We start from the raw sequence: 24,859 nt of genomic DNA on the forward strand, positions 1-24,859 counted from the left end.
ACCCCTGACACGGCCCGTACGGCGGTCCGGTTCAGAGTGTCACCCACGGCGGGTCCCTCAGGCGTCCTGCTTCTCCTCGAGCGCCTCGGTGAGCAGACCGACGAGGGCCTCCAGCTGGACGTCGACCGAGGCCGCGACCGTCTCGCCGGCGCCGTCGAGCGCGCGGGCGGCCAGGCCGGCCTTGCTGTCGATCAGCTCCGCGATCCGGGTGTCGATCGTCTGCGCGGCGATGATCCGCCAGGCTGTGACCGGCTCGGACTGGCCGATGCGGTGCACCCGGTCGATGGCCTGGGTCTGCTCGGCGTCGGTCCACGACAGCTCGGCCAGCACCAGGTTGGACGCGACCTGCAGGTTGATGCCGACACCGGCCGCGGTGAGCGAGCAGACGATGACCTCGACGTCGGGGTCGTTGACGAAGTCGTCGATGTTCTTCTCGCGCGTCTTGGTGGTCTGGTCGCCGCGGATCGAGGTGTAGCGGATGCCGCGGCGGGCGAACGTCTCCTCGGCGGTGTCCATCACGTCGATGTGCTTGGCGAAGAAGACGACCTTGCCGACGCTGCGGGCCAGCTGGGCGGCGTAGTCGGCGGCGAGCGCCGACTTGGCCTGCCCGATGTGGCGCATCATCGTGAAGACGTTCTCGCCCGACGAGCTGTCGGTGTCCTCGCGCTCCCACGTCGCGACCTGGCGGACCAGCGCGTGGTCGATGCCCTCGACGGTCCGGCCCGACGTACGGGTGGCCAGGGCGGTCTCGTAGCGCTGGACCATCCGGCGGGCGAGCTCGCGCTCGGCGTCGCGGATGGAGCGACCGGCCTCGCCGTCGAGCTCGACCGGCAGGTCGGCCACCCGGCGGGCCGGGATGTCGGCGGCGACGTCGACCTTGCGGCGACGCACGATGCCCATGTCGACGACGCACCGGCGCGCGGCCGGGTAGAAGGACGGGTCGGCCGGCGTCAGGCCGGTGTCCTCGAGCGGGCCCATCAGCTCGGCCAGCGGCTTCTTGTCGTCGATCCAGCCGAGGAACTGCCAGATCGCCCGGAAGTCCTCGATGTCGTTGATCAGCGGGGTGCCGGTCAGCGCCATCAGCAGCGGACGAGCGGTGCGCTGCCGGATCTGCTCGGAGAGGTGCAGCACGTGCTGCGAGCGCTGCGAGCTCTTGTTCTTGATGAAGTGCGCCTCGTCGACGACCATCCCGCGGAAGCCGTGGTCGCCGATCCAGCCGACGTGGCGGTCGAGCACCTCGTAGTTGACGACGACGATGTCGGCGAAGCCGTCGATGTCGTCACCGTCGCCGTTGATCACGGTGACCGCGCGGTGCGGCGTCCAGATGCCGGCCTCGCGCGTCCAGTTCATCTTCACGACGTTGGGGACCACGACCAGCAGCGGGTAGGCACCGGCGGCCTCGGCGGCCAGCAGCGACTGGGCGGTCTTGCCGAGGCCCGGCTCGTCGGCGAGCAGAAAGGTGCGGTGCCCCTGGCGGGCGGCCTCCACCAGCTGTGCCTGGTGGTGCATCAGCTCGTGGCCACCGGCCGCCTGCAGCGAGGCCGGCTCGGGCAGCGCCATGCACGAGGTGGCACCGGCACCGGCGAACTCGAAGGAGCGGAAGAGCGGGCCGAGCAGCTCCCAGGTCGCGAGGCGGTGGGTCAGCGGCTTGCGGTCGGCTGCGGAGAAGTCCGGCGCCAGGAACGGGTGGGCGAGCTGGCGCGAGATGACGGACTGCGGCACGACCCGGCGCTCGACTCCGGGCGCGGCGGCGGTCTCCTCGACCTGCTCGGCCTCCTCGGCCTCGGCCTCCAGACCGGCGGCGGCCACCATCTCCTTGCGCAGCGCCTTGGCGGCGTCGGAGATGACGGCGTCCTCGGCGAGCAGCGTGAAGAGCGTGGAGTCGCGGGCGGCCGTCTTGGCCAGGATCGTCGCGATGCCGTCGAGCCGCTTGAGTTGCTCGTTGCGCTGCGCCTCGCTGAGCTCGGGGTCGCCCTTGACCCGGATCCGCTCCTCGCGGGCGAGCAGGGCGACGACCTGGAACTTGGTGCGCACGCCGGGCATGGCGGAGCGACGCTCGACGGCGTTCTCGACCTCGCGCACCGCGCGGGCGAGGACCGGGATGATCCCGTCGTTGTCGAGCGGACGACGGCGCGAGCTGCGCCCGTTGCCCCCACGCTGGGATGACGAGCGCTGCTGGGTGCGCTGCGTCGTACGGCGGTTTGCCGTCTGCTGCTGGCCCGATCGAGCCAAGGACCCCTCCTCGGAGTGGCGATCCCGACGACGGTGGAGGCAGGTGCACCTCCACGGTCTCCGAGACCGGGACGAACGTGCGTCAACGAAGGTGGACGTGCTGCCACTTCTCTGACGCGAGGCGGTCCGCGTGACCCCCACGCGACCGACGAAGCCGGAGCCCGAGCGGGCCGACGACGTCGTCATCCTAGCGCGCCGCCGCGCGATCCGTGATTCAGACCGTGAAGTCCACCCCTTGGGCGAGCGGGAGCTCGCCGGAGAAGTTGATCGTGTTGGTGGCGCGGCGCATGTAGGCCCGCCACGCGTCGGACCCCGACTCGCGTCCGCCGCCGGTCTCCTTCTCGCCGCCGAAGGCGCCGCCGATCTCGGCGCCCGAGGTGCCGATGTTGACGTTGACGATGCCGCAGTCGGAGCCCTCGGCCGACAGGAACCGCTCGGCCTCGGCCAGGTCGGCGGTGAAGACGCTCGACGACAGGCCCTGCGGCACGGCGTTGTTGAGCTCGATCGCGGCGTCGAAGTCGTCGTACGGCAGCACGTAGAGCAGCGGCGCGAAGGTCTCGCGCGCGACGACCTCGGTCTGGGTGTCCATCCGCACGATCGCGGGTCGGGCGTAGTAGGCGTCCGGGGCGAGGTCCGCGTGGGCGCGACCGCCGCCGGCGAGCAGCTTGCCGCCGTCGCCGGTGGCCGCGGCGATGGCGGCCTCCATCGCGTCGTACGACCGCTGGTTGATCATCGGCCCGACCAGCGTGCCGTCGGCCATCGGGTTGCCGATGGGGAGCCGGGAGTACGCCGAGGCGAGCCGGTCGGTCAGCTCGTCCACGACGCTCGTGTGCGCGATCACCCGGCGCATGGTGGTGCAGCGCTGGCCCGCCGTACCGGCGGCGGAGAAGACGATGCCGCGGACCGCGAGGTCCAGGTCGGCGCTGCCGGACACGACGGCCGCGTTGTTGCCGCCGAGCTCGAGGAGCGAGCGACCGAAGCGCTCGGCCACCAGGGGGCCGACGAGGCGGCCCATCCGGGTGGAGCCGGTGGCGCTGAGCAGGGCGATGCCCGGGTGCTCGACGAGGGCCTGCCCGACCTCCGGACCGCCGAGCAGCACCTGCGAGAGCGCCTCGGGCGCGCCGTGCTCGGCGATCGCCTGCGCGAGCACCGCGTGGCAGGCCAGCGAGGTGAGCGGGGTGAGCTCGGACGGCTTCCAGATCACCGGGTCGCCGCAGACGAGCGCGACCGCGGTGTTCCACGACCACACCGCTGCGGGGAAGTTGAAGGCGGAGATCACGCCGACGACGCCGATCGGGTGCCACGTCTCCATCAGCCGGTGGCCGGGCCGCTCGGAGGGCATCGTGCGGCCGTAGAGCTGGCGCGACAGCCCGACCGCGAAGTCGCAGATGTCGATCATCTCCTGGATCTCCCCGCGCGCCTCGGAGGTGATCTTGCCGGCCTCGATGCTGACCAGGACCGCCAGGTCGTCCTGGTGCTCGGCGAGCAGCTCGCCGAACCGCTTGACCAGCGCTCCCCGCGCCGGCGCCGGCACCCGGCGCCAGGTCCGGAACGCCTCGTCGGCCCGGCCGACCGCCTCGTCGACGTACGCCGCCTCGCGCCAGCCCAGGGTCGCCACCTGCTGCCCGTTGACCGGCGAGCCGGTCACCACGTCACCGCCCAGCGCGTCGACGTCGACCCCGCAGCGGCGCGCGGTGTCGAGGGCGAGCGCGGACAGCTCGGACTGGCTGGGGATCGTCGTCATGGGTCGTTCCTACACGATGGTCGTCGGAGCGGATCGTCGGGATAGTCCCTGACGCTTCCGGGGTCGTGCGGGCCGGCAGACCCCGGAAGCGTCAGGGACTAACCCGGCGGTGGGCCTCAGACGATGTTGAGCTCGGGCCGCACGCCGGAGCCGAAGCGGTCGACCGACAGGCCCGCGACGTCGACGGGCGGGGTGCGACCGAGCACCAGGTCGCGGAGCACCTCGCCGATCGCCGGGCCCATCAGGAAGCCGTGGCCGGAGAAGCCGGTGGCGTAGAGGAACCGCGAGACCCCGTCGGCCTCCCCCACGAGCGCGTTGTGGTCGGGCGTCATCTCGTACAGCCCGGCCCAGCCGGAGGCGATGCCCACGTCAGCCAGGGCGGGCACCCGTCGCTCGATGGCCTCACCGAGCCGCGGCAGCCAGGCGTCGGTGCGCCCGAGCTCGAAGCCGGGCCGCTCGTCGGGGTCCGACATGCCCAGCAGCAGCCCCGGGCCCTCGAGGTGGAAGTAGAGGCTCGTCGCGAAGTCGATCGTGAACGGCGTCGCGGGGTCCAGGCCCGGCATCGGCTCGGTGGTCAGGATCTGCCGGCGGACCGGCTCGACCGGGAGCTCGACGCCGACCATCTCGCCGACCGCGCGCGACCAGGCGCCCGCGGCGCAGACGACCGTGTCGGTGGCGATGGGCCCGGCCTCGGTGAGCACCCCGCGCACCTGCCCGTCGACCACGTCGATCCCGGTGACCGCGCAGTGCTGGACGATCCGCGCGCCGGCTCGTCGGGCACCTCCGGCGTACCCCAGGACGACGGACTCGGGCGTGCAGTGCCCGTCCTCGGGCGACCAGGCGGCGGCCAGGATCCCGTCGAGCTCGACCATCGGCGAGAGTGCCTTGGCCTCCGCGGGCGAGATCATCCGGCTCGGCACGCCGAGGGAGGTCTGCAGCGCGACGTTGTCCTCGAACGCCGCCACGTGGTCGGGATCGTCGAGCAGGAAGAGGTAGCCCGACCGCTGCAGGTCGAGCTCCTGGCCGAGCTCGACGGCGAACCGCTCGTACGCGCGCAGGCTGCGCTGGCCGAGCAGGATGTTGACCGGGTCGGAGAACTGCGCCCGCACCCCACCGGCCGCCTTGCAGGTCGAGCCCGAGCCGAGGGTGTCGCGCTCGACCAGCACCACGTCGGCGACGCCCGCGCGAGCCAGGTGGTACGCCGTGCTCAGGCCCATCACGCCGCCGCCGATGATGACGACCGAGGCGCTGGTCGGGAGCTCAGCCACTGCCGACCCCGCACAGCACCCGAGCCGCCTCGGCGATCTCGTCCTCGGTCACTAGCACCGTCCGCGACGCCGGACCGAGCGGCACGTAGGAGTCGGCGCTCGCCACCCGGGCGAGGCGGCCGTCGTACCCCCGCTCGAGCAGCGCGCTGACGATCCCCTCGCCCACGCCCCCCGAGCGCCGGGTCTCGTCGACCACGAGGACCCGGTCGAAGCCGGCGGCGTACGCCGCGAGCTCGTCGACCGGCAGCGGGGCGAGCCAGCGCAGGTCCAGCACGGTGGCGCGGACGCCGTCGGCCTCGAGCGATCGGCAGGCCCGCAGCGACATCGGGACGCCGTTGCCGAAGGTGACCACGAGCAGGTCCTCGCCGTCGCCGTGTGCCCGCGGTCCGCGCGGCGAGCGGGTCTGTGTGTGCTCCGCGGTCCAGAGCTCGTCACCGGGCGCGTGCAGGTCGCGCGAGTGGTAGAGCGCGATCGGCTCGACGACGACGCACACCCGTCCCTCGAGCTCGGCGAGCTCGGCGCACTCGCGGATCAGCGGCCGGGCGTCGGCGGGGTGGCTGGGCACGCAGAGCACCAGGCCGGGGATGTCGCGCAGCACGGCGAGCGAGTTGTCGTTGTGGAAGTGGCCGCCGAAGCCCTTCTGGTAGCTGAGGCCCGGGATCCGCACGACCATCGGGTTGCGGTAGTGCCCGTCGGAGAAGAAGGCCAGCGACGCCGCCTCGCCGCGCAGCTGGTCCTCGGCGTTGTGGAGGTAGGCGAGGTACTGGATCTCGGGGATCGGCAGCAGCCCGGCCAGCGCCGCTCCGAGTGCGGTCCCGAGGATGGTCTGCTCGTCGAGCAGCGTGTCGATGACCCGTCGACCTCCGTGCTGCTTGCGCAGCCCGCGCGTCACGCCGTACACCCCGCCCTTGGCGCCGACGTCCTCGCCGAGCACGATCGCGTGCGGTCGCTCCTCCAGGAGCTCGGCCAGGGTCGCGTTGATGGACTGGGCCAGGCTCAGCGGCCCGACCGGCGCCGCCGAGGCCGGTCGCCGCGATGGCGCCGGGCGCGGCTCGGGGCGGTCGATGGGCCGGACGACCTCGCCGCGGGAGACGAGCCGTCGCTCGCCGATCACCGACCTCGCCTCGTGCATCACCGCGACGCGGGTGCGCTCGTAGCGGTCGGCGACGTCGTCGGGCGTGCAGGTGCCGGTCTCGACGAGGTACGCCGCGGTCGCGAGCAGCGGGTCGCGCTCGTGGTCGCGGGCGATCTCGGTGCTGGTCCGGTAGCCGAGCTCGACGTCGGACCCGGCATGACCGAGGAACCGCACGGTCCGGAGGTGGAGCAGCACCGGGCGTCGGCGGTGGCGGACGTGGTCGACGGCGGCACCGACGTCGGCGAGCAGCCGGTCGGGCCGCGCCGACGCGGCCTCGACGTACTCGATCCCGGGGAAGCGCCGCAGCGTCGCCTCGAGCCAGCCGGGCGGCGTTCGCGTGCTGATGCCGAGCCCGTTGTCCTCGACGGCGACCAGCAGGGGCAGGTCGAGGCCACGATGGGCGAGGTACGACGCCGCGTTGAGCGCGCCCTGAGCGGTCGAGTGGTTGACCGAGGCGTCGCCGAGGCTCGTCACCACGACGGCGTCGGCGGGCCACCGGCGCGCGGGCGCGAGGTCGGCGAGGTTGCCGAGCGTGAAGGCCAGCCCGACGGCCCGGGGCAGGTGCGAGGCGATGGTCGAGGTCTGCGGGACGATGTGCAGCGCCGGGTGCCCGAAGACCTTGTGCCGGCCGCCCGAGATCGGGTCGGCGGCCGCGGCGCCCAGGCCGAGGAGCACGTCGCGGACGGGGGTGGTCGCGGCGTCCGGGCGCTCGGCCGCGTTGCGAGCCGCGCGGGCGGCGTAGAAGCCGCCCGAGCGGTAGTGCAGCAGCGCGGGGTCGTCGACGCGGGTCAGCAGGCCGAGCGCGGCGTTGGCCTCGTGGCCGGCCGAGCCGATCGTGTAGAAGCCCTCCCCCTGTGCCTGCAGCCAGCGCGCGGCGAGGTCGAGGTGACGGCTCTGCAGCTGGGCATCGAAGAGGGCCAGCACGCGCGCGGGGTCGACGTCCGCCGCCGCGGTGCCGGGGGTGAGCGCGCGCACGGACGCGACGAAGTGCTCGTCGATCGCCTCCGCCATGCGTCCTCCTCGGTCCGACCCCGCTCACTCTTCCACCGCGGGGGCGATCGCGGCGTCGCGACACGATCTGACACGGATCGTGGTGGTCGGCCACAATGCAGCCATGCGTGCGGAGCTGGTCGAGCTGACCCGGACGGTCGACGTCGTCGTCCTGGGTGCCCGGCTCCGCAGCGCCCGCCTGCGCGCCGGGATCACGCAGGCCGACGTGGCCGGGACCGCGATGTCGGTGGGCTACGTCTCCCGCATCGAGAGCGGCCAGCGCCGGCCCGATCCCGACCTGCTCGAGTCGATGGCGGCCCGCCTCGGCGTCGACGTCGAGGAGCTGCTGGTCGGGGTGTCCCCCGACCGGGTGACCGAGCTGCACGTGGCGCTCGACCGCGCCGAGCTGGCCCTCGTGACCGGTTCGGCCGCCGAGGCGCTCGCGTCGGCGGAGCTGCTGCTCGCCGACCCCGACGTCGCCACGCTGACCGAGCTGCGCCGCAGCGCGTCGTACGTCCGCGCGGGCGCCCTGGAGGCCACCGGCGACGTGCAGGCGGCGATCCTCCTGCTCGAGGACCTCGCCGCCGACGAGCGCGGCGACCTCGCGTGGATCGACGGCCTCACGTCGCTGTGCCGGTGCTACCGCGACTCCGGCGAGCTGGGGCGGGCGATCGAGATCGGCAACCAGGCCGCGCGACGCATCGAGGAGCTGGGCCTCGAGGGGCTCGACGAGTCGATCCGGCTGAGCCTGACGGTGGCGGCCGCGTACTTCGAGCAGGGCGACGCGGACTACGCCGTACGCCTGTGCCAGCGCGCGGTCGACCGCGCGGACGCCATCGACTCCCCCGTCGCCAAGGCGATGGCCTACTGGAACAGCTCGGCGATGGAGTCCAGGCGCGGCAACGCCGCAGCCGCGCTGCCGCTGACGCAACGGGCGCTCGCCGTGATCGAGGCGAGCCAGGACGCCCGCAACGTCGCCCGGCTGCGCACCCAGCTGGGCATCCAGCACCTGCTGGTCGACCCGCCGCAGCCCACGGAGGCGCTGGAGGTGCTCACCAGGGCGGCGGACGAGCTCGCGCTCACCAGCGCCGCGCCGGCCGACCTGGCCGACAACCGGCTGGCGCAGGCCCGGGCCCGGTTCCTGCTCGGAGAGACGGAGGTCGCCCGCCAGCGGGCGACCGAGACCGTCGAGTCGGTGCGCTCGACCGTGCCCCTGGTGGCGGCGGACGCCCTGGCCCTGCTCGGGCAGATCGCCGTGCACGACGGCGCCGTGGACGCGGCGCGCACCCACTTCCAGGAGGCCGTGCTGCTGCTCAGCGCGGTGGGCGCCGACCGGTCCGCCGCGCAGCTCTGGTTCGAGCTGGCCGGCCTCCTCGAGACCGTCGGCGACGTGACCGCGGCTCTCGACGCCTACCGCCGCTCTGCCGCCGCGACCGGCATGGTCGCCTCGGCCACGCGGCGCGCGGCGCCGGCGTCCGCCACCTGATCGGACCGCTTGTCGGCGTCCTGTCACATCCGGTCACACCGTGTGACATCATGACGCCACCGTGCATGGGCCGGACACGGATCCGCGTGCTACTCGGGGGTGCACGGTCCACCGGGGAGCCATCGACTCCGGCCGTCCTGTGGGGGAGACGGTCGGGGTCGATGGCCAGGCTGGGCGGCCGGGTCGACGGTCGGCTCGGTGGCCGCGTCGACTAGCGCCAGCCGAGCGCCGGGGCGACGAGCTGCACGATGCTCTCGAGCACGTGGGCGTTGTAGTCCACGCCGAGCTGGTTGGGGACCGTGAGCAGCAGCGTGTCGGCGGCCGCGATCGCCTCGTCCTCGGCCAGCTCCTTGACCAGCTGGTCGACCTCCCCGGCGTACGACTTGCCGAACCGCGCCAGCCCGCCGTCGATGTGGCCCACCTGGTCCTGACTGCGCGACTCGTGGCCGAAGTAGGCACGGTCGAGGTCGTTGACGATCGGGAAGATGCTGCGGCTCACCGAGACCCGCGGCTCACGCTCGTGCCCGGCCGCCGTCCAGGCGTCGCGGAAGCGCTGGATCTGCTCGGCCTGGAGCTGGTGGAACGGCACACCGGTGTCCTCGGTCAGCAGCGTCGAGCTCATCAGGTTCATGCCCTGCTGCGCCGTCCACTCGGCGGTCGCGCGCGACCCGGCGCCCCACCAGATGCGGTCCCGGAGCCCGGGCGAGTGCGGCTCGATCCGCAGCAGGCCGGGCGGGTTGGGAAACATCGGGCGCGGGTTGGGCTGCGCGAAGCCCTCGCCCTCGATCACGTCGAGGAAGACCCGGGTGTGGTCACGGGCCATGTCGGCGTGGTCCGCGCCCTCGGCGGGCACGTAGCCGAAGTAGCGGTAGCCGTCGATGACCTGCTCCGGTGACCCCCGGCTGATGCCGAGCTGGAGCCGGCCGCCCGAGATGAGGTCGGCCGAGCCCGCGTCCTCCGCCATGTAGAGCGGGTTCTCGTAGCGCATGTCGACGATGCCGGTGCCGATCTCGATCCGGCTGGTGCGGGCCCCGACGGCCGCGAGGAGCGGGTACGGCGAGGCGAGCTGGCGGGCGAAGTGGTGCACCCGGAAGTAGGCGCCGTCGGCGCCCACCTCCTCGGCCGCGACCGCGAGGTCGATCGACTGGAGCAGCGCGTCGGAGGCGGAGCGGGTCGCCGACTGCGGCGACTCCGTCCAGTGCCCGAAGGACAGGAACCCGATCTTCTTCATGCTCTCCCAACACAGATTGAATTCTCAATCTTCCCGGCGTCGGATCAGGGCGCGTTCCAGGTCTGGATCACCGGGTGCTCGTGCTCGTAGCCGAGCACCGAGAGGGTCGCGGTGTCGAGCTTGAACCACTGGCCGGCCTCCACCGGGCGGTCGATCCAGCGCGCCGCCAGGGCGCGGAGGGAGTGACCGTGCCCGAAGACCAGCGTCCGGCCCTCGGTCGAGCGGACCCGCTCCACCACGCGGTCGAGCCGCTCGCACACCTGCTCGGCGGTCTCGCCGCCGGGCGTGGGGTGGGTCCAGATCGCCCAGCCCGGGTCGTGGACCCGGATCTCGTCGGTCGTGATCCCCTCGTAGTCGCCGTAGTCCCACTCGGCGAGGTCCTCGTCGGGCTCGGCGGCGTCGAAGCCCGCGAGCTCCGCCGTACGCCGGGCGCGGAGGCGGGGACTCGTCAGGACCTGGGCGAAGTCCACCCCGGCCAGGCGCTCGCGCAGCCCCCGCGCGACCTCCTCCCCCTCGGGCAGCAACGGGACGTCGGTCGTGGAGGTGTGCTTGCCCGCGCTGCTCCACTCGGTCTTGCCGTGCCGGACGGTCCAGAGCTCGTTCACGCGTCCATTCAAGCGTGCGGGGGTTCATTGGTGGCAGGCTGTGTCCATGAGCGCTCCCGCCACGATCGTCGTCGGCTACGTCCCGACTCCCGAAGGTCTCGCCGCCGTCGAGTACGCCGTCGACGAGGCCCAACGCGGCCAGGCCCGTCTCGTGATCGTGAACTCGGGGGTCCGCGGCTACGACTCGGACCCCTCGTTCGCTTCCGCCACCGACCTGGACGCCCTCGCGGACCGACTGACCGGGCTCGGCATCGAGCACGAGATCCGCCAGGCCACTCAGGCGATCTCCCCCGCGGAGGAGATCCTCCAGGCGGCCACCGACGTCAGCGCCGACCTGATCGTGATCGGCCTGCGCAAGCGCTCCCCCGTCGGCAAGCTCTTCCTGGGCAGCAGCTCCCAGCAGGTCATTCTCGACGCCGCCTGCCCCGTCGTCGCCGTCAAGCGCCCCGACTGATCTCTGTCGCTCGCCCCTGCCCCGGGGGTTGAGGTGCGAGGCGCGCCAGCGCCGAGCCTCGAAACCCGCAAGGGGCGGTACGTCCCGGGGTTGAGGTGACGCGGTACGTCGTCCCGGTGGTTGAGGTGCGAGGGCCGCCAGGCCCGAGCCTCGAAACCCCGGCAGCGAAGGCAGGGCAATGAGCGTGACCTTCGGGTCGGCAGATACGCGGGTACGGCGCACACACGGGCTCGCGCCCGCCGGCAGGCCTACCGGTGGTTGAGGTGCGAGGCGCGCTAGCGCCGAGCCTCGAAACCCCCGCAGCGAAGGCAGGGCGATGAGCTCAGCCTTCGGGTCGGCTGGGCTCGTTCGTCGACAGGCTGACTACGCGGGTACGGCGCGCAGTGGTTGCGGCCGCGTGCCGGCTTCCCGGTGGTTGAGGTGCGAGGCGCGCCAGCGCCGAGCCTCGAAGCCACCACGCCAGAGACACGTCTTTCGCGTCGTTCGAACGCAGATGGATGCCCCTCCACAGGCCGTCGATCCAGGTGTGGATGGACCCCACTGATCGTGACCTCTTCGTGACCCATAACCCTGTGAAAACAGGGGTTCTGAGCCTTTCACTGTCGGTGGTCAGTGCTTGGCTAGAACCATGACCACGATCGCCACCCCACGACACCAGGTGTCCAAGGCGATCGCGCACGCCCACCATGATCTCGACCAGGTTGTCGACGCCGCGATGTGGTCCATGGACACCCACGAGACGGCCACTGCGCTCATCGACATCACCCGGCTCGAAGCCCGCGTCATCGAGCTCAAGGCTCGCGTCGCTGCGCATGCCGACGAGGTCCAGGTCGGCACCGAGACCGGTGCGACCAGTACGTCGAACTGGCTGGCCCACCAGACCCGCGAGACCAGGTCGGCGGCCTACCGGACCGTGCGCCGCGGCTACGACCTCGCGATCTACGACCGGGTCCGATCAGCGCTCGCCCACGGGGACCTGCGCCTGGAGCAGGCAGACGTGATCATCCGGTCGATCACGGCGCTCCCGGATGGTCTGGATCCGGAGCTGCTGATCAAGGCCGAGGAGCATTTGGTCACAGCCGCGGAGGAGCACGACGCGAAGCGCCTCACCATCCTGGGGCGCCGGCTCCTCGAGGTCATTGCACCCGACCTCGCCGACCGGCACGAGTCCGACCTCCTCGAACGTGAAGAAGCCAAAGCAGCCCAAGCGTGCCGGCTCACGATGAGCGACGACGGCCACGGCAAGGTCCACGGACGGTTCACGTTGCCCGCCCTCCAGGCAGCAGAGCTGAAGAAGATGCTCTTCGCACTCGCCGCCCCCAAGCACCTCGCAGCCAAGGAAGGGGCAGGTGTCGAACGACGCCCCGGTCCGGAGCGGATGGGCAGAGCGTTCGCCGAGCTCATCGACCGCATCAGCGCGAAGGACCTCCCGCAGGTCGGAGGGCGGGACGCGACGATCGTGGTCACGATCGACCACGACACCCTCCTCGGACGCCTGCACAAGGCCGGGGTCCTCGACACCGGCGAACGCATCAGCGCATCCGCCGCCAGAAGGCTTGCCTGCACCGCGAAGATCATCCCCGTCGTCCTCAGCGCCGACTCGCAGGTCCTCGACGTCGGCAGGGCACACAGGTTCTTCACCAAGGCCCAACTCACCGCCATGTCCATCAGGGACGGCGGCTGTGTCGCCGAAGGATGCGACTGGCCACCGTGGATGTGCCACGCCCACCACTGGACCAGATGGACCGACGGCGGACCTTCCGACCTCGACAACGCCGGGCTCCTCTGCCCGAGACACCACGCCCGAGCCCACGACCCGGCGTACGAAATGGCAAAGCACCACAGCGGCAAGGTCACCTTCACCCGACGCCAATAGGCCATCCGGATCTGCACACGTTGCCCTGCCTGCGCTGCGGGGGTTTCGAGACGGCGCTGGCGCGCCTCCTCAACCACCGGCGATGCGGGGTGCCGAGACGGCGCTGGCGCGCCTCCTCGACCACCTGGACCGGCCGCTCCTGCGACGGCCCCGTCAGTAGACGATCACCCCACGCAGGTTGGTGCCGGCGTGCATGTCCTCGTAGCCCTGCGCGATCTCGTCGAGCTTGTAGGTGCGCGTGACCAACTCGTCCAGCTTGAGGCTGCCCTCCTGGTAGAGGCGGAGCAGCTTCGGGATGTCGGTCTTCGGGTTGGAGGCGCCGAAGAGCGAGCCCTGGATCCGCTTCTGGAAGAGCGTGATGTCGGCCAGCGAGATCGGTGCGCCGACGGCCTGGACGTCGCCGAGGCCCGTGACGACGACGGTGCCGGCCTTGCGGATCGAGGCCATCGCTTGGCCCAGGTGGTCACCGGTGATGACGCCGACGGTGACGATCGCGGAGTCCGCGCCCTGGCCGTTGGTGACCGACTGGGCGAGCTCGGTGGCCTCCTCCATCGTCGCGACGGCGTGGGTGGCGCCGAGCTCGAGGGCCTTGGTCCGCTTGAACTCGACCGGGTCGACGGCGATGACCAGGGAGGCTCCGGCGTGCGCGGCGCCCTGCACCGCGTTGATGCCGATCCCGCCGACGCCCATCACGACGACGACGTCACCGGGGCGTACGTCGGCGGAGTTGATCGCCGATCCCCAGCCGGTGCCGACGCCGCAGCCGACCAGGCAGGCCTTGTCGAGCGGGATGTCCTTCGACACCTTCACCGCCGAGTCCACCGCCACGGTCGTGACCTGAGCGAAGGTCGAGATGCCGCACATCTGGCCGACCGGCTGGCCCTCGTACGAGAGCCGGAAGCTGGTCGGGTCGTCCCACCGGGAGCCCATCAGGAGGGTCGCACCCAGGTCGCACAGGTTCTGCATCCCGCGCGAGCACCAGGTGCACTGACCGCACGACGGCAGGAACGAGAAGACGACGTGGTCGCCCTCCTTCCACCCCTGCGTGTGGGGTCCGACCGCGCTCACCACGCCGGCGCCCTCGTGACCGCCGCAGAAGGGGTACATCCCCACGGGGATGTCGCCGGTCGCGATGTGGTCGTCGGAGTGGCACAGTCCGGACGCCGTCATCTCGACCTGGATCTCGCCCTGCCGTGGGTCCTCGACCTCGAGGTCGACGACCTGGTACGTGCCCGGTGCTTCCTTGATGACTGCGCCTCGTGTGTGCATCGTTCCTCCTGGACTCGACGGGGTGACCGGCGTCACACGTCGATCCTGCGCCGCGCCCGTTGGCGACCGGTTGGTTGGCGGCCGGTTGGTCGGGCTGAGGCGTGGCTCAGCGGCCCGTGCCGGCCCAGGCCGTGGGTACGTCGGAGCCGCCCTCCTGGGCGATCCTCGGACCGAACCGGGCGAACGTCGCGTGCGACGCGATCTTGCCGGCGACCAGCGCCTCGCCCTGGCGGAAGTCCGTCGCCCGCGACAGCAGCGGCTCCGGGGCGAAGGACAGGGTGTCGGCCAGGTAGGCGAGGTCGGCGGCGGCGTTCATCCGCATCAGCACGAGGTTGTCGCACTGCGAGACCACCAGCTCGTTGACCCGCTGCGGCCGCTGCGTGGAGACCAGGAGGTAGAGACCGAACTTGCGGCCCTCCGCGGCGATCCGCGCCGTGAGCTCCGAGGCCATGGCCGTCACCGCGTCGCCCGGCACGCGTGGGCAGACGTTGTGGGCCTCGTCGATGACGATCAGCACAGGCTCGCGCTCGGAGCGGCGGCGCCACAGCGCTGCCAGCACGGCCTCGGCCGCCACGGCCTGCTCGCCCGGGGTGCCCAGCGACCCGAGGTCCACGACGACGCACCGCGGGCCGCCCGGGGCCACGAGCTCTTGCACCGATCCGGCCTCACCCTGCGACCAGACCTGCCAGCGGTCGATGCCGAGGTTGCGCAACCGGGTGCCCAGCGACCGGGTCTCGGGCCTGGCAGCGGCGGCGAGCAACCCGCGCAGCTCGGCGACACCACCTCCAGCCGCCTCCAGGGTGTCGCTGTCGACCAGGTCGGCCAGGGCGCCGTACTCCTCCCGGTCCCGGATCGGGTCGAGCTTGAGGATGGCCGCCTGCTCGTCCGCGGAGCAGTTCCGGAAGTTGACGTGCAGGCGGTCGCCGTCGGAGCCGTCGGCGTCGGGGTCCGCGCCGACGTCGCCGGCCCGGCGTACCGCGATCTCCGCAGCCGCCGCACGGTAGGCCTGGGCCACATCGGGCGGGACGTCGTCGCGGACCTCGCCGAGCCGGACGAAGTCGGAGTTGGGGTCGAGCACCACGATCCGCAACGACGTCTCCGTCAGCAGCCGCTCGAGGACCGTGCCGAGTGCGTAGGTCTTGCCGGAGCCCGACTGGCCGCAGAAGAAGGTGTGCCGGTCGAACCCACCGGCATCCAGGGGAAAGCGCACCGCCGGCACCCGGGACAACGTGCCGACGTCGAGGGTCGCCCGGGCCGGCCGCGTGCGCTCCACCCAGTCGACGACGAGGTCCGCGCTGGCAGCGACGAAGACCTCCTCGTGGAAGGGCACGTCCAGGCCGTCGAGCAGGACACCGTGCCCCTGAGCCAGCGACACCGGGCCGTGGGCGGCCACCTCGATCGAGTGCACGTGACCGAGGCGATCGGCGCCGATGCGCAGGTAGTCGCCGGGCATCAGCGTCAGACCCGGCAGCGCCGTACGGAAGGAGAAGCGCCGGCCGTCCAACGACGAGGCCACGCTGGGCACGGCCTCCTCCAGGTCTCGGCGGGTCCGGGCATCCGGTGCGAGCGGCACTTCGACCATCGACTTCTCCTTGGGCGGACGGATCTGGGACTACGGCTCCAGCGTGTAGCCGAGGCCGGCGCTGGTGACGAGGTGCACGGGGTGGGCCGGGTCGGCCTCGAGCTTGCGGCGCAGCTGGGCGGCGTACACGCGCAGGTAGTTGGTCTCGTGCTCGTACGTCGGACCCCACACCTCCCGCAGGATCTGCTCACGGGTGACGAGCCGGCCGAGGTTGCGGGCCAGCAGCTCCAGGAACGACCACTCCGTGGGCGTCAGGCGGACGTCGAGCCCGTCGCGCGAGACGCGCTTCCTGGCCAGGTCGATGAGCAGGGAGCCCACCTCGACCACCGACGTGGTGGGCGATGAGTCCCGGGAGCGTCGTACGGCGGCGCGCAGGCGGGCGAGCAGCTCGTTCATCGCGAACGGCTTGGTGACGTAGTCGTCGGCGCCCAGGTCGAGCGCCTCGACCTTGTCCTCACCGTGCTGGCGCGCCGAGAGCACGACGATCGGCACGGTCGACCAGCCGCGCAGGCCGGCCAGGACCTCGGTGCCGTCGAGGTCGGGCAGTCCGAGGTCGAGGAGCACGACGTCGGGGTGCTCGGTCGCGGCGGCGTCGAGCGCGGACCGCCCGTCCGCGGCGGTCACGACCTCCCAGCCGTGCGCGCGCAGGTTGATCGCGAGCGCGCGGGCCAGCGCCGGCTCGTCGTCGACGACCAGGACCTTGCTCATGCCGCCCTCCGCAGCTGCCGCGCGGCGGTGGACGATCCACCGACTGCCGTCGGGAGACGGTGGATGACCCACCGCTCGCCGCACGGGGTCCGGAGCCGCCCGCTCACGCGTCGGCCCGCGGGATCGACAGCACCATGGTCAGCCCTCCGCCGGGAGTGTCCTCGGCGGACAGCGTGCCACCGACCGCCTCGGTGAGCCCACGCGCCACGGCGAGCCCGAGACCCAGACCGCCCGCGCTGGTGTCGTCGAGTCGCTGGAACGGGTCGAACATCCGCTCGCGTCGGTCCTCCGGTACGCCGGGGCCGCGGTCGACGACGAGCACCTCGACGGTGTCCGCCAGCACGTGCGCGAGCACCCGCACCGGCGTACCGGCCGAGACGCGCACCGCGTTGGAGACCAGGTTGGCGACAACGCGCTCGAGCAGGCCCGCGTCGGTGCGCACCGGCGGCGCGGACTCCTCGACCTCGAGCGAGACCGTGCCGACGGGCTGGCCGGAGACGGCCAGCGGCAGGATCTCCTCGAGGCTGCGGTCGCGCAGCACCGGGTGCACGAGCCCCGACTCCAGCCGGGACAGGTCGAGGAGGTTGTCGATCAGCCGCTCCAGCTGCTCGGTCGAGGAGTCGACGGCGGCGACCAGCTCGGCGCGGTCGGCCGGATCCAGGGCGTCGGACACGAGTCCGTCGACCGACGCGCGCATCGTCGCGAGCGGCGTACGCAGGTCGTGGGACACGGCCCGCAGCACCGAGGTGCTGGTGGCCTCGGCGCGCTCCAGGGCGGCGGCGCGCTCCTCACGCTCGCGGAGGCGGCGGTACTCGAGCACCAGTCCGGTCTGCACGGCGAAGCCCTCGAGCACCCGTTGGTCGGTCGCGCGCAGCGCCGAGCCGCGCAGGGCGATGACATGGTCGTCGTCGACCTGCACCCGCGTGTCCGCGCCCTCCGGCTCGACGGGCGGCGCCGCACCGCTGCTCGCCACCACGACCCACCCCGCCGGGCCTCGCTCGAGGAGCGCGGCCGACTGCTGCCCGAACACCTCCCGCAGCCGCTCGACGATCGCCTCGGCGGTGTCCTGGCCGGTGAGCACCGAGCGCGACAGGGCACCGAGCGTCGCTGCCTCGGTGCGCGCCCGTACGGCGTCGGCCGCGCGTCGTGACGCCCGGTCGACGACGCTCGCCACGCCGATCGCCACGGCGACGAACACCAGCAGGGCCACCAGGTTGGTCGGCTCGGAGATCGTCAGCTTGCGCACGGGCGGGGTGAAGAACCAGTTCATCAGCAGGAACCCGCCCAGCGCCGCGATCAGCGCCGGGAGCATCCCCCCGACCAGTGCGACCAGCACGGTGACCGCGAGGAAGAGCAGCACGTCGACCGGCAGCTGGTCGGGGTCGCTCGAGGTGCGCAGCACCACGGTCAGCAGCACGGGCAACACCACCGACAGCGCGAGCCCGACCACCTGGCGCGGGCGACTGAGGGGCGAGAGGTACCACCGCGTGCGGGCGGCCCGCGCCACCTCGCCGTGCGTGACGAGGTGGACGTCGATCGACCCGGCGAGCGAGGCGATGCGGTCCCCCGTCGTACCGGTGAAGAGACGTCGGAGCCGGCCGTGCCGGGAGACGCCGACGACGACCATCGTGGCGTTGGCACCGGTCGCGAAGTCGACGACGGCCGCCGACACGTCCTCGCCGACGACGGAGTGGAAGGTGCCGCCGAGCGACGCGACCAGCTGCTGGGCCCGCGCGATCCGGCTCTCGTCGGGGTTCGCCAGGCCGTCGTTCGCGATGACGTGCACGGCGAGGAGCTCCGAGCCGGACGCGCGCTGGGCGAGCCTCGCTCCGCGCCGCAGGAGGGTCTCGCTCTCGGGACCGCCCGTGACGGCGACGACGATGCGCTCCTTGGCCGGCCACGGCGCCTCGATCCGGTGAGCGCGCCGGTAGTCCCCCAGCGCGTCGTCGACCCGGTCGGCCAGCCACAGCAGGGCGAGCTCGCGCAGCGCGGTCAGGTTGCCGACGCGGAAGTACGACGTGAGTGACGCGTCGATCTGCTCGGGCCGGTAGATGTTGCCGTGGGCCATCCGGCGGCGCAACGCGTCCGGCGACATGTCGACGAGCTGGATCTGGTCGGCGGTGCGGACCACCTCGTCCGGCACGGTCTCGCGCTGCCGGACCCCGGTGATCCGCTCGACCTCGTCGTTGAGGGACTCCAGGTGCTGGATGTTGACGGTGGTGATGACGTCGATGCCGGCGGCCCGGAGCCGCTCGACGTCCTCGGCCCGCTTCTGGGTCACGCTGCCCGGGACGTTGGTGTGGGCGAGCTCGTCGACGCACACGACGGCCGGCCGCCGGGCGAGCACGGCCTCGGTGTCCATCTCGGTGAACGTCGTACCCCGGTAGGAGACCTCCACCCGTGGCACGACCTCGAGCCCGTCGACCATGCCCGTCGTCAGCTGGCGACCGTGCGTCTCGACGTACCCCACGACCACGTCGGTGCCGCGCTCGCACCGCCGCCGCGCCTCGGACAGCATCGCGTAGGTCTTGCCGACGCCGGGTGCGGCACCGAGATAGACCGTCAGCCGCCCGCGGCGCTCCGGTCGTGGCTCGGCCTCCATGGTCACGATCCTGCCAGCACGCGCACCGCGAGGTTGAGCTCGAGCACGTTCACCCGCGGCTCACCGAGCACGCCCCAGGTGCGGCCCGAGGTGTGCTCCGACACCAGGCGCCGTACGGCGTCCTCGGCGAGCCCGTGTGCTCTGGCGACCCGCGGCACCTGGAGGGCGGCGTACGCCGGCGAGATGTCGGGATCGAGACCGGAGCCGGACGCGGTGACCGCGTCCGGGGGTACGTCGGCGGGGTCGACGCCCTCGCGAACGGCGATCTCGGCCTTGCGCTGCTTGATCGCCGCGATGAGGTCGGGGTCCTCCGGGCCGTAGTTGGAGCCGTAGCTGTCGAGCGGGTCGTAGCCGGCGCCCGCGGCCGACGGTCGGGGCTGGAAGAGCCCCTCGTCGTCGACGAGCTGGCCCAGGAGCGCCGACCCGACCGCCGTGCCAGCATCGGTGGTGTGGGCGCCGGTCCCCGTGACCAGCGACCCGTGCGACCTCCACGGGGCGGCCACCGCGGCGACGCCGTACACGACACCGGGGTAGACGACCCCGAGCACCAGCGTCGCGGCGATCAGCACGCGCAGGCCGGCAAGGCTCTGGCGGAGGAGTGCGTAGAGGTCCTTCATCTTCATGCTCCTGGGATCTGCGAGATGACGAGGTCGAGCAGCTTGATGCCGACGAACGGCGCGATCAGTCCGCCGGCCCCGTAGATCAGCAGGTTGCGGCGCAGCAGGTCGGCGGCCGACGACGGGCGGTAGCGCACCCCTCGCAGGGACAGCGGGATCAGCGCGACGATGACGAGCGCGTTGAAGACGACCGCGGAGAGGATCGCGGACTCCGGTGACGACAGGTGCATCACGTTGAGCACGTCGAGTTGGGGGAAGGCAACGACGAACATCGCGGGCAGGATCGCGAAGTACTTGGCGACGTCGTTGGCGATCGAGAAGGTCGTGAGAGCCCCCCGGGTGATGAGCAGCTGCTTGCCGATCTCCACGATCTCGATGAGCTTCGTCGGGTCGGAGTCGAGGTCGACCATGTTGCCGGCCTCCTTGGCCGCGATCGTCCCCGTGTTCATCGCGACGCCGACGTCGGCCTGGGCGAGCGCCGGGGCGTCGTTGGTGCCGTCGCCGCACATCGCGACCATCCGGCCGCCCTCCTGCTCCTTGCGGATGAGGGCGAGCTTGTCCTCCGGGGTCGCCTCGGCCAGGAAGTCGTCGACCCCGGCCTCCTCCGCGATCGCACGGGCGGTGGTGGCGTTGTCACCGGTGATCATCACCGTGCGGATGCCCATCGCCCGCATCTCGTCGAAGCGGGCGCGCATGCCCTCCTTGACGACGTCCTTGAGATGGATGACACCGAGCAGGCGGCCGCTCTCGGCGACCACCAGCGGCGTACCCCCCGACGAGCCGACCTGGTCGACGAGCGCGTCGAGCTCGGGGTCCGAGCAGCCGACCCAGGCGGTCACGGCCGAGGCCGCACCCTTGCGGATCTCCCGTCCGGGGAGGTCGATGCCGCTCATCCGGGTGGTGGCGCTGAACTGCACCAGCGTCCCACCCGGGTCGTCCGCCTGAGGCTGGCGCATGGAGATGCCTGAAGCGGACGACCCGATCAGGGCGACGATCGAGCGCCCCTCCGGGGTCTCGTCGGCGAGCGAGGAGAGCAGCGCGGCCCCGGCCAGCTCGTCCTCGGTCACGCCGTCGAGCGCCAGCAGCGCCACGGCCCGGCGGTTGCCGTAGGTGATGGTGCCGGTCTTGTCGAGGAGCAGTACGTCGACGTCGCCCGCGGCCTCGACCGCGCGCCCGGACATGGCCAGCACGTTGCGGCGCACGAGCCGGTCCATGCCGGCGATGCCGATGGCCGAGAGCAGGGCCCCGATCGTGGTGGGGATCAGGCAGACCAGCAGGGCGGTCAGCACGACCGCGGACTGGTGCGCGCCGCTGTAGTCGGCGACGAGGTAGAGGCTCCCGACGACCACCACGAAGATCGCGGTGAGCGACCCGAGCAGCACGTTGAGCGCGATCTCGTTCGGGGTGCGCTGGCGCTCGGAGCCTTCGACCAGGGCGATCATCCGGTCGACGAAGGACCCGCCGGGCTCCGAGGTGATGCGGACGACGACCTGGTCGGAGAGCACCACGGTCCCGCCCGTGACGGCCGACCGGTCGCCACCCGACTCGCGGATCACCGGCGCGGACTCCCCGGTCACCGCCGACTCGTCCACCGAGGCGACCCCCTCGACGACCTCGCCGTCACCGGGGATCCGCTCCCCCGCGTCGACGACCACGACGTCGCCGGCGCGCAGGGACGTCGACGTGACCAGGTCCCAGCCGCCGTCCGGGCGGCGCCGACGGGCGGTCGTCTCCTGCTGCAGAGCCCGCAGGCTGGCGGCCTGCGCCTTGCCCCGACCCTCGGCGACCGACTCGGCCAGGGTCCCGAAGAGCACGGTGAGCCACAGCCAGATGGTGACCCCGACGGCCATGGTGGTCGGGTCGAGGACCGCCATCACGGTGGTCGCGGCGGCGCCGATCTCCACGACCAGCATCACCGGGGTGGCGAGGAGCTCGCGCGGGTCGAGCTTGCGGAGGGCACCGGGCAGAGCGCCCGTGAGATCAAGGTTCACGACAGCGACTCCACGATCGGACCGAGGACGAGGACCGGGACGTAGGTCAGACCGACCACGACCAGGGCGACGCCCGAGAGGAGGGCCACGAAGAGTGGCCGGTGGGTGGGCAGGGTGCCGGCGCCCGGTGGCAGCCGTCGCTGCGCCGAGAAGCGACCGGCGAGGGCGAGCACCAGCACCATCGGCACGAAGCGGCCGAGCAGCATGCACAGCCCGAGCAGGGTGTCCCAGAACGGCGTGCCCGAGGACAGGCCGCCGAAGGCGCTGCCGTTGTTGTTGGACGCCGACGTGACGGCGTACAGCGCCTCCGACAGACCGTGCGGCCCGGACTCCTGGAGCCCGGCCAGGCCCTGCGACGCGGTGATGGCGGTCGCGGTGCCGACCAGCACCAGCACCGGGGTGGTGAGGACGTAGAGGGCGACGAGCACGATCTCGCGCTGGCCGATCTTCTTGCCGAGGTACTCCGGCGTACGTCCGACCATCAGGCCGGCGAGGAAGACGGTGACGACGGCGAGGATCAGCATCCCGTACAGGCCTGACCCGACGCCGCCGGGCGCGACCTCGCCCAGCATCATGTTGAACATCGCGACCCCGCCGCCCGGGGCGGTGAACGAGTCGTGCATGGAGTTGACCGCCCCGGTGGAGGTCCCGGTCGTGGCCGCGCCGAAGAGCGCAGAGGCCGCCGCGCCGAAGCGCACCTCCTTGCCCTCCATCGCACCGCCGGCCACGCCAGGGGCGGTGCCCGGCCCGGCCATCTCCGCCCAGGTGAGCAGGGCGATCGAGACGCCGAGCAGCAGCGCCATCACGGCGAGCACCGCGCCTCCCTGGCGCCGGTCGCCGACGATCCGACCGAAGGCCCAGGCCATCGCGAACGGGATGAGGAGCATCAGGAAGATCTCGACGAGGTTCGTCAGCGGCGTGGGGTTCTCGAACGGGTGCGCGGAGTTGGCGTTGTAGAAGCCGCCGCCGTTGGTGCCCAGCTCCTTGATGGCCTCCTGGCTGGCCACCGGTCCCCCGGTGACGGCCTGGGTCCCACCCGTCAGCGTGTGCACGGCCTGCGGCTCGAGGAGGTTCTGGACGACGCCAAGCACGACCAGCACCACCGCGGCGACCAGGGCGAGGGGTAGCAGCACCCGGACGACGGTGCGCACCAGGTCGGCCCAGAAGTTGCCGACCCGGCCGTCCTGGAGGTTGCGGGCGAGGCCACGAGCCAGCGCCGCGGCGACCGCCATGCCGACGCCGGCGGACACGAAGTTCTGCACGGTCAGGCCGGACATCTGGACGAGGTGGCCGACGGTCGACTCGCCGGAGTACCACTGCCAGTTCGTGTTGGTCACGAACGAGACCGCGGTGTTCCAGGCCCCGTCGGCCGGCAGGCCGGCGAACCCGAGGGAGAGCGGCAGGTGGCCCTGCAGGCGACCGAACGCGTAGAGGCCGAGGATGCTGACCAGCGAGAAGCCCAGCACCGACAGCGCGTAGGTCTTCCAGTGCTGGTCGGCGTCGGGGTCGAGGCGGAGCGCGCGGTACGACGCCCGCTCGACCGCGAGGTGCCGCGGCGACGTGTACACGTGGGACAGATAGCGCCCGAGGACGGGCACGGCCACGGCGAGCGCGATGACGAGCACGGCGATCTGGCCGAGAGCGGGCCCGAGGCTGCTCACTGGGACAGCCGTCGGTCGAGGACGCTCACGAGGGCGGCGAGCAGCCCGAAGGCCAGCAGGGTCAGGAGGATGAGGGCGAGATCGGGCACGAGGACATTCCTAGGTCCGCCGTACGCCGTCCCTCGACCGTCTTGACGGTTCCCTGACGCCCCGGACGGCGGTGTTGACGGTTCCCGAACGCCCACCACTGCCGGGGGCCGGCCCCCGGCGCGGTGGTTGGATGGCGCGCATGGCGAACTACTCCGACTTCCAGCTGGGCCTCTACTTCGCAGGCCTGGCCGGCGAGACCCCGCCGTACCCGCTCACCTTCGCCGGCCTCGAGGCCGCGGCCGAGGCAAAGATGGAGCACCGCCTGTGGGACTACGTCTCCGGCGGCGCGGGTGACGAGCACACCCAGCGCGCCAACGTGACGGCCTTCGAGCGCTGGGGCATCCTGCCGCGGATGCTGTCCGGTGCGGCCGACCGCGACCTGTCGATCGAGCTCTTCGGCCACACCCTGCCGTCCCCGATCTTTTTGGCCCCGATCGGCGTCCTGGGGGTGATGACCGACGACGAGCACGGCGACCTCGCCGCGGCCGCCGCAGCAGCGGCGTCGGGGGTGCCGATGGTGGCCTCGACGCTGATGCAGGACCCGATGGAGGACGTCGCCGCCGCGCTCGGCGACACCCCGGGCTTCTTCCAGCTCTACACGCCCAACGACCGCGAGCTGGCCGAGAGCCTCGTCCACCGGGCCGAGGCCGCGGGCTACGCGGGGATCGTCGTCACGCTCGACACCTGGACGCTGGGCTACCGTCCGCGCGACCTCCAGCACGCGACCTTCCCGCAGCTGCGCGGGAGCTGCCTGGCCAACTACACCTCCGACCCCGTCTTCCGCGCGAAGCTGGCGGTGCCGCCGGAGGAGGACCTCGCCGCCGCGGCCGTCCAGTGGGCGTTCACCTTCGGCAACCCGAGCCTGACCTGGGACGACCTCGCCTGGCTGCGCGGTCTCACCGACCTGCCCCTGCTGCTCAAGGGGATCTGCCACCCCGACGACGTACGCCGGGCCAAGGACGCCGGCGTCGACGGCATCTACTGCTCCAACCACGGCGGTCGGCAGGCCGCGTCCGCGCCGGCGCTGGACCTGCTGCCCGCGGTCGTCGAGGCCGCCGAGGGGCTGCCGGTGCTCTTCGACTCCGGTGTCCGCTCGGGCGCCGACGTGGTCAAGGCGCTGGCCCTGGGCGCGACCGCCGTGGGCATCGGTCGGCCCTACGGCTACGGCGCGGTGCTGGGCGGCACGGCGGGCATCGAGTTCGTGCTCTCGTGCCTGCTCGCCGAGGCCGACCTGACGATGGGGCTCAACGGCTACGCGAGGATCGCCGACCTCACCCGTGACGTCCTGGTCGCCGTGCGCTGACGTCCGGACGTGACG

Annotated in this window: 17 protein-coding genes; 4 read left to right on the plus strand and 13 right to left on the minus strand. The window is 72.3% G+C overall.

From position 1 onward, the window contains the following. Positions 1 to 57 precede the first annotated feature (57 nt). From N542_RS0120405 to N542_RS0120420, 4 genes are all read right to left on the minus strand, one after another. Positions 58 to 2,232 carry a DEAD/DEAH box helicase gene (locus N542_RS0120405; RefSeq protein ID WP_028645510.1) on the minus strand — a complete coding sequence of 725 codons (2,175 nt, stop codon included), beginning with the start codon at positions 2,230 to 2,232 and terminating at the stop codon, positions 58 to 60. A gap of 214 nt (positions 2,233 to 2,446) precedes the next feature. After that, positions 2,447 to 3,976 (minus strand): L-piperidine-6-carboxylate dehydrogenase, encoded by a 1,530-nt coding sequence (amaB, locus tag N542_RS0120410; RefSeq protein WP_028645511.1) that lies wholly within the window; start codon positions 3,974 to 3,976, stop codon positions 2,447 to 2,449. A 116-nt stretch (positions 3,977 to 4,092) separates the two neighbouring features. Next, complete coding sequence (locus tag N542_RS0120415) at positions 4,093 to 5,244, minus strand: NAD(P)/FAD-dependent oxidoreductase (RefSeq protein ID WP_028645512.1); 1,152 nt, start codon at positions 5,242 to 5,244, stop codon at positions 4,093 to 4,095. Beyond that, complete coding sequence (locus N542_RS0120420; protein ID WP_028645513.1) at positions 5,237 to 7,390, minus strand: transketolase C-terminal domain-containing protein; 2,154 nt, start codon at positions 7,388 to 7,390, stop codon at positions 5,237 to 5,239. The genes N542_RS0120415 and N542_RS0120420 overlap by 8 nt, the downstream gene beginning before the upstream one ends. A gap of 103 nt (positions 7,391 to 7,493) precedes the next feature. On the opposite strand from N542_RS0120420, the gene N542_RS0120425 reads away from it, so the two are divergent. Beyond that, positions 7,494 to 8,855: a helix-turn-helix domain-containing protein gene (locus N542_RS0120425; protein WP_028645514.1), complete on the plus strand. Its 1,362-nt coding sequence runs from the start codon at positions 7,494 to 7,496 to the stop codon at positions 8,853 to 8,855. 211 nt (positions 8,856 to 9,066) lie between these two features. Here N542_RS0120425 and N542_RS0120430 read toward each other — a convergent pair whose 3' ends face one another. Continuing rightward, a complete protein-coding gene (locus N542_RS0120430; protein ID WP_028645515.1) occupies positions 9,067 to 10,086 on the minus strand; it encodes an LLM class flavin-dependent oxidoreductase in 1,020 nt (339 codons plus the stop codon). 44 nt (positions 10,087 to 10,130) lie between these two features. After that, positions 10,131 to 10,691, minus strand: coding sequence for a histidine phosphatase family protein (locus tag N542_RS0120435; protein WP_028645516.1), 561 nt, complete (start codon positions 10,689 to 10,691; stop codon positions 10,131 to 10,133). Positions 10,692 to 10,737: 46 nt separating this feature from the next. Here N542_RS0120435 and N542_RS0120440 point away from each other — a divergent pair, with 46 nt between their 5' ends. Continuing rightward, positions 10,738 to 11,145 carry a universal stress protein gene (locus N542_RS0120440; protein ID WP_036509230.1) on the plus strand — a complete coding sequence of 136 codons (408 nt, stop codon included), beginning with the start codon at positions 10,738 to 10,740 and terminating at the stop codon, positions 11,143 to 11,145. 628 nt (positions 11,146 to 11,773) lie between these two features. Continuing rightward, positions 11,774 to 13,021 (plus strand): HNH endonuclease signature motif containing protein, encoded by a 1,248-nt coding sequence (locus tag N542_RS26855; protein ID WP_081795408.1) that lies wholly within the window; start codon positions 11,774 to 11,776, stop codon positions 13,019 to 13,021. A gap of 153 nt (positions 13,022 to 13,174) precedes the next feature. Here the strand turns inward: N542_RS26855 and N542_RS0120450 are convergent, their stop codons facing one another. From N542_RS0120450 to kdpA, 7 genes are all read right to left on the minus strand, one after another. Then, the gene (locus N542_RS0120450; RefSeq protein ID WP_028645519.1) at positions 13,175 to 14,290 is read right to left on the minus strand and encodes an NDMA-dependent alcohol dehydrogenase; all 1,116 of its coding nucleotides are present in this window, start codon (positions 14,288 to 14,290) and stop codon (positions 13,175 to 13,177) included. Positions 14,291 to 14,396: 106 nt separating this feature from the next. Further along, a complete protein-coding gene (locus N542_RS0120455; protein ID WP_051552157.1) occupies positions 14,397 to 15,872 on the minus strand; it encodes an ATP-binding protein in 1,476 nt (491 codons plus the stop codon). A 30-nt stretch (positions 15,873 to 15,902) separates the two neighbouring features. Continuing rightward, positions 15,903 to 16,580, minus strand: a complete 678-nt coding sequence (locus N542_RS0120460) for a response regulator (protein WP_028645521.1) — start codon at positions 16,578 to 16,580, stop codon at positions 15,903 to 15,905. A 103-nt stretch (positions 16,581 to 16,683) separates the two neighbouring features. Beyond that, positions 16,684 to 19,182: a DUF4118 domain-containing protein gene (locus tag N542_RS0120465; protein ID WP_028645522.1), complete on the minus strand. Its 2,499-nt coding sequence runs from the start codon at positions 19,180 to 19,182 to the stop codon at positions 16,684 to 16,686. A 2-nt stretch (positions 19,183 to 19,184) separates the two neighbouring features. Next, the gene (gene kdpC, locus N542_RS0120470; RefSeq protein WP_081795410.1) at positions 19,185 to 19,799 is read right to left on the minus strand and encodes a potassium-transporting ATPase subunit KdpC; all 615 of its coding nucleotides are present in this window, start codon (positions 19,797 to 19,799) and stop codon (positions 19,185 to 19,187) included. A 2-nt stretch (positions 19,800 to 19,801) separates the two neighbouring features. Continuing rightward, complete coding sequence (gene kdpB / locus N542_RS25885; protein WP_036509049.1) at positions 19,802 to 21,790, minus strand: potassium-transporting ATPase subunit KdpB; 1,989 nt, start codon at positions 21,788 to 21,790, stop codon at positions 19,802 to 19,804. Continuing rightward, positions 21,787 to 23,451: a potassium-transporting ATPase subunit KdpA gene (gene kdpA / locus N542_RS0120480; protein WP_028645524.1), complete on the minus strand. Its 1,665-nt coding sequence runs from the start codon at positions 23,449 to 23,451 to the stop codon at positions 21,787 to 21,789. Before kdpA ends, kdpB begins: the two co-directional genes overlap by 4 nt. Positions 23,452 to 23,680: 229 nt before the next feature. On the opposite strand from kdpA, the gene N542_RS0120490 reads away from it, so the two are divergent. Next, on the plus strand, positions 23,681 to 24,844 hold the full coding sequence (locus tag N542_RS0120490; RefSeq protein WP_028645525.1) for an alpha-hydroxy-acid oxidizing protein: 1,164 nt from the start codon (positions 23,681 to 23,683) through the stop codon (positions 24,842 to 24,844). Positions 24,845 to 24,859: the final 15 nt, after the last annotated feature.

Origin of the sequence: Nocardioides sp. URHA0020, assembly GCF_000620705.1 — a bacterium.
In the GTDB taxonomy this organism is placed as follows: domain Bacteria; phylum Actinomycetota; class Actinomycetes; order Propionibacteriales; family Nocardioidaceae; genus Nocardioides.

Coding starts and splice junctions, on each gene's coding strand:
- amaB (WP_028645511.1), bottom strand. CDS start 3,976: ATGACGACGATCCCCAGCCAGTCCGAGCTGTCCGCGCTCGCCCTCGAC.
- N542_RS0120420 (WP_028645513.1), bottom strand. CDS start 7,390: ATGGCGGAGGCGATCGACGAGCACTTCGTCGCGTCCGTGCGCGCGCTC.
- N542_RS0120425 (WP_028645514.1), top strand. CDS start 7,494: ATGCGTGCGGAGCTGGTCGAGCTGACCCGGACGGTCGACGTCGTCGTC.
- N542_RS0120430 (WP_028645515.1), bottom strand. CDS start 10,086: ATGAAGAAGATCGGGTTCCTGTCCTTCGGGCACTGGACGGAGTCGCCG.
- N542_RS0120440 (WP_036509230.1), top strand. CDS start 10,738: ATGAGCGCTCCCGCCACGATCGTCGTCGGCTACGTCCCGACTCCCGAA.
- N542_RS26855 (WP_081795408.1), top strand. CDS start 11,774: ATGACCACGATCGCCACCCCACGACACCAGGTGTCCAAGGCGATCGCG.
- N542_RS0120450 (WP_028645519.1), bottom strand. CDS start 14,290: ATGCACACACGAGGCGCAGTCATCAAGGAAGCACCGGGCACGTACCAG.
- N542_RS0120455 (WP_051552157.1), bottom strand. CDS start 15,872: ATGGTCGAAGTGCCGCTCGCACCGGATGCCCGGACCCGCCGAGACCTG.
- N542_RS0120460 (WP_028645521.1), bottom strand. CDS start 16,580: ATGAGCAAGGTCCTGGTCGTCGACGACGAGCCGGCGCTGGCCCGCGCG.
- N542_RS0120465 (WP_028645522.1), bottom strand. CDS start 19,182: ATGGAGGCCGAGCCACGACCGGAGCGCCGCGGGCGGCTGACGGTCTAT.
- kdpC (WP_081795410.1), bottom strand. CDS start 19,799: ATGAAGGACCTCTACGCACTCCTCCGCCAGAGCCTTGCCGGCCTGCGC.
- N542_RS0120490 (WP_028645525.1), top strand. CDS start 23,681: ATGGCGAACTACTCCGACTTCCAGCTGGGCCTCTACTTCGCAGGCCTG.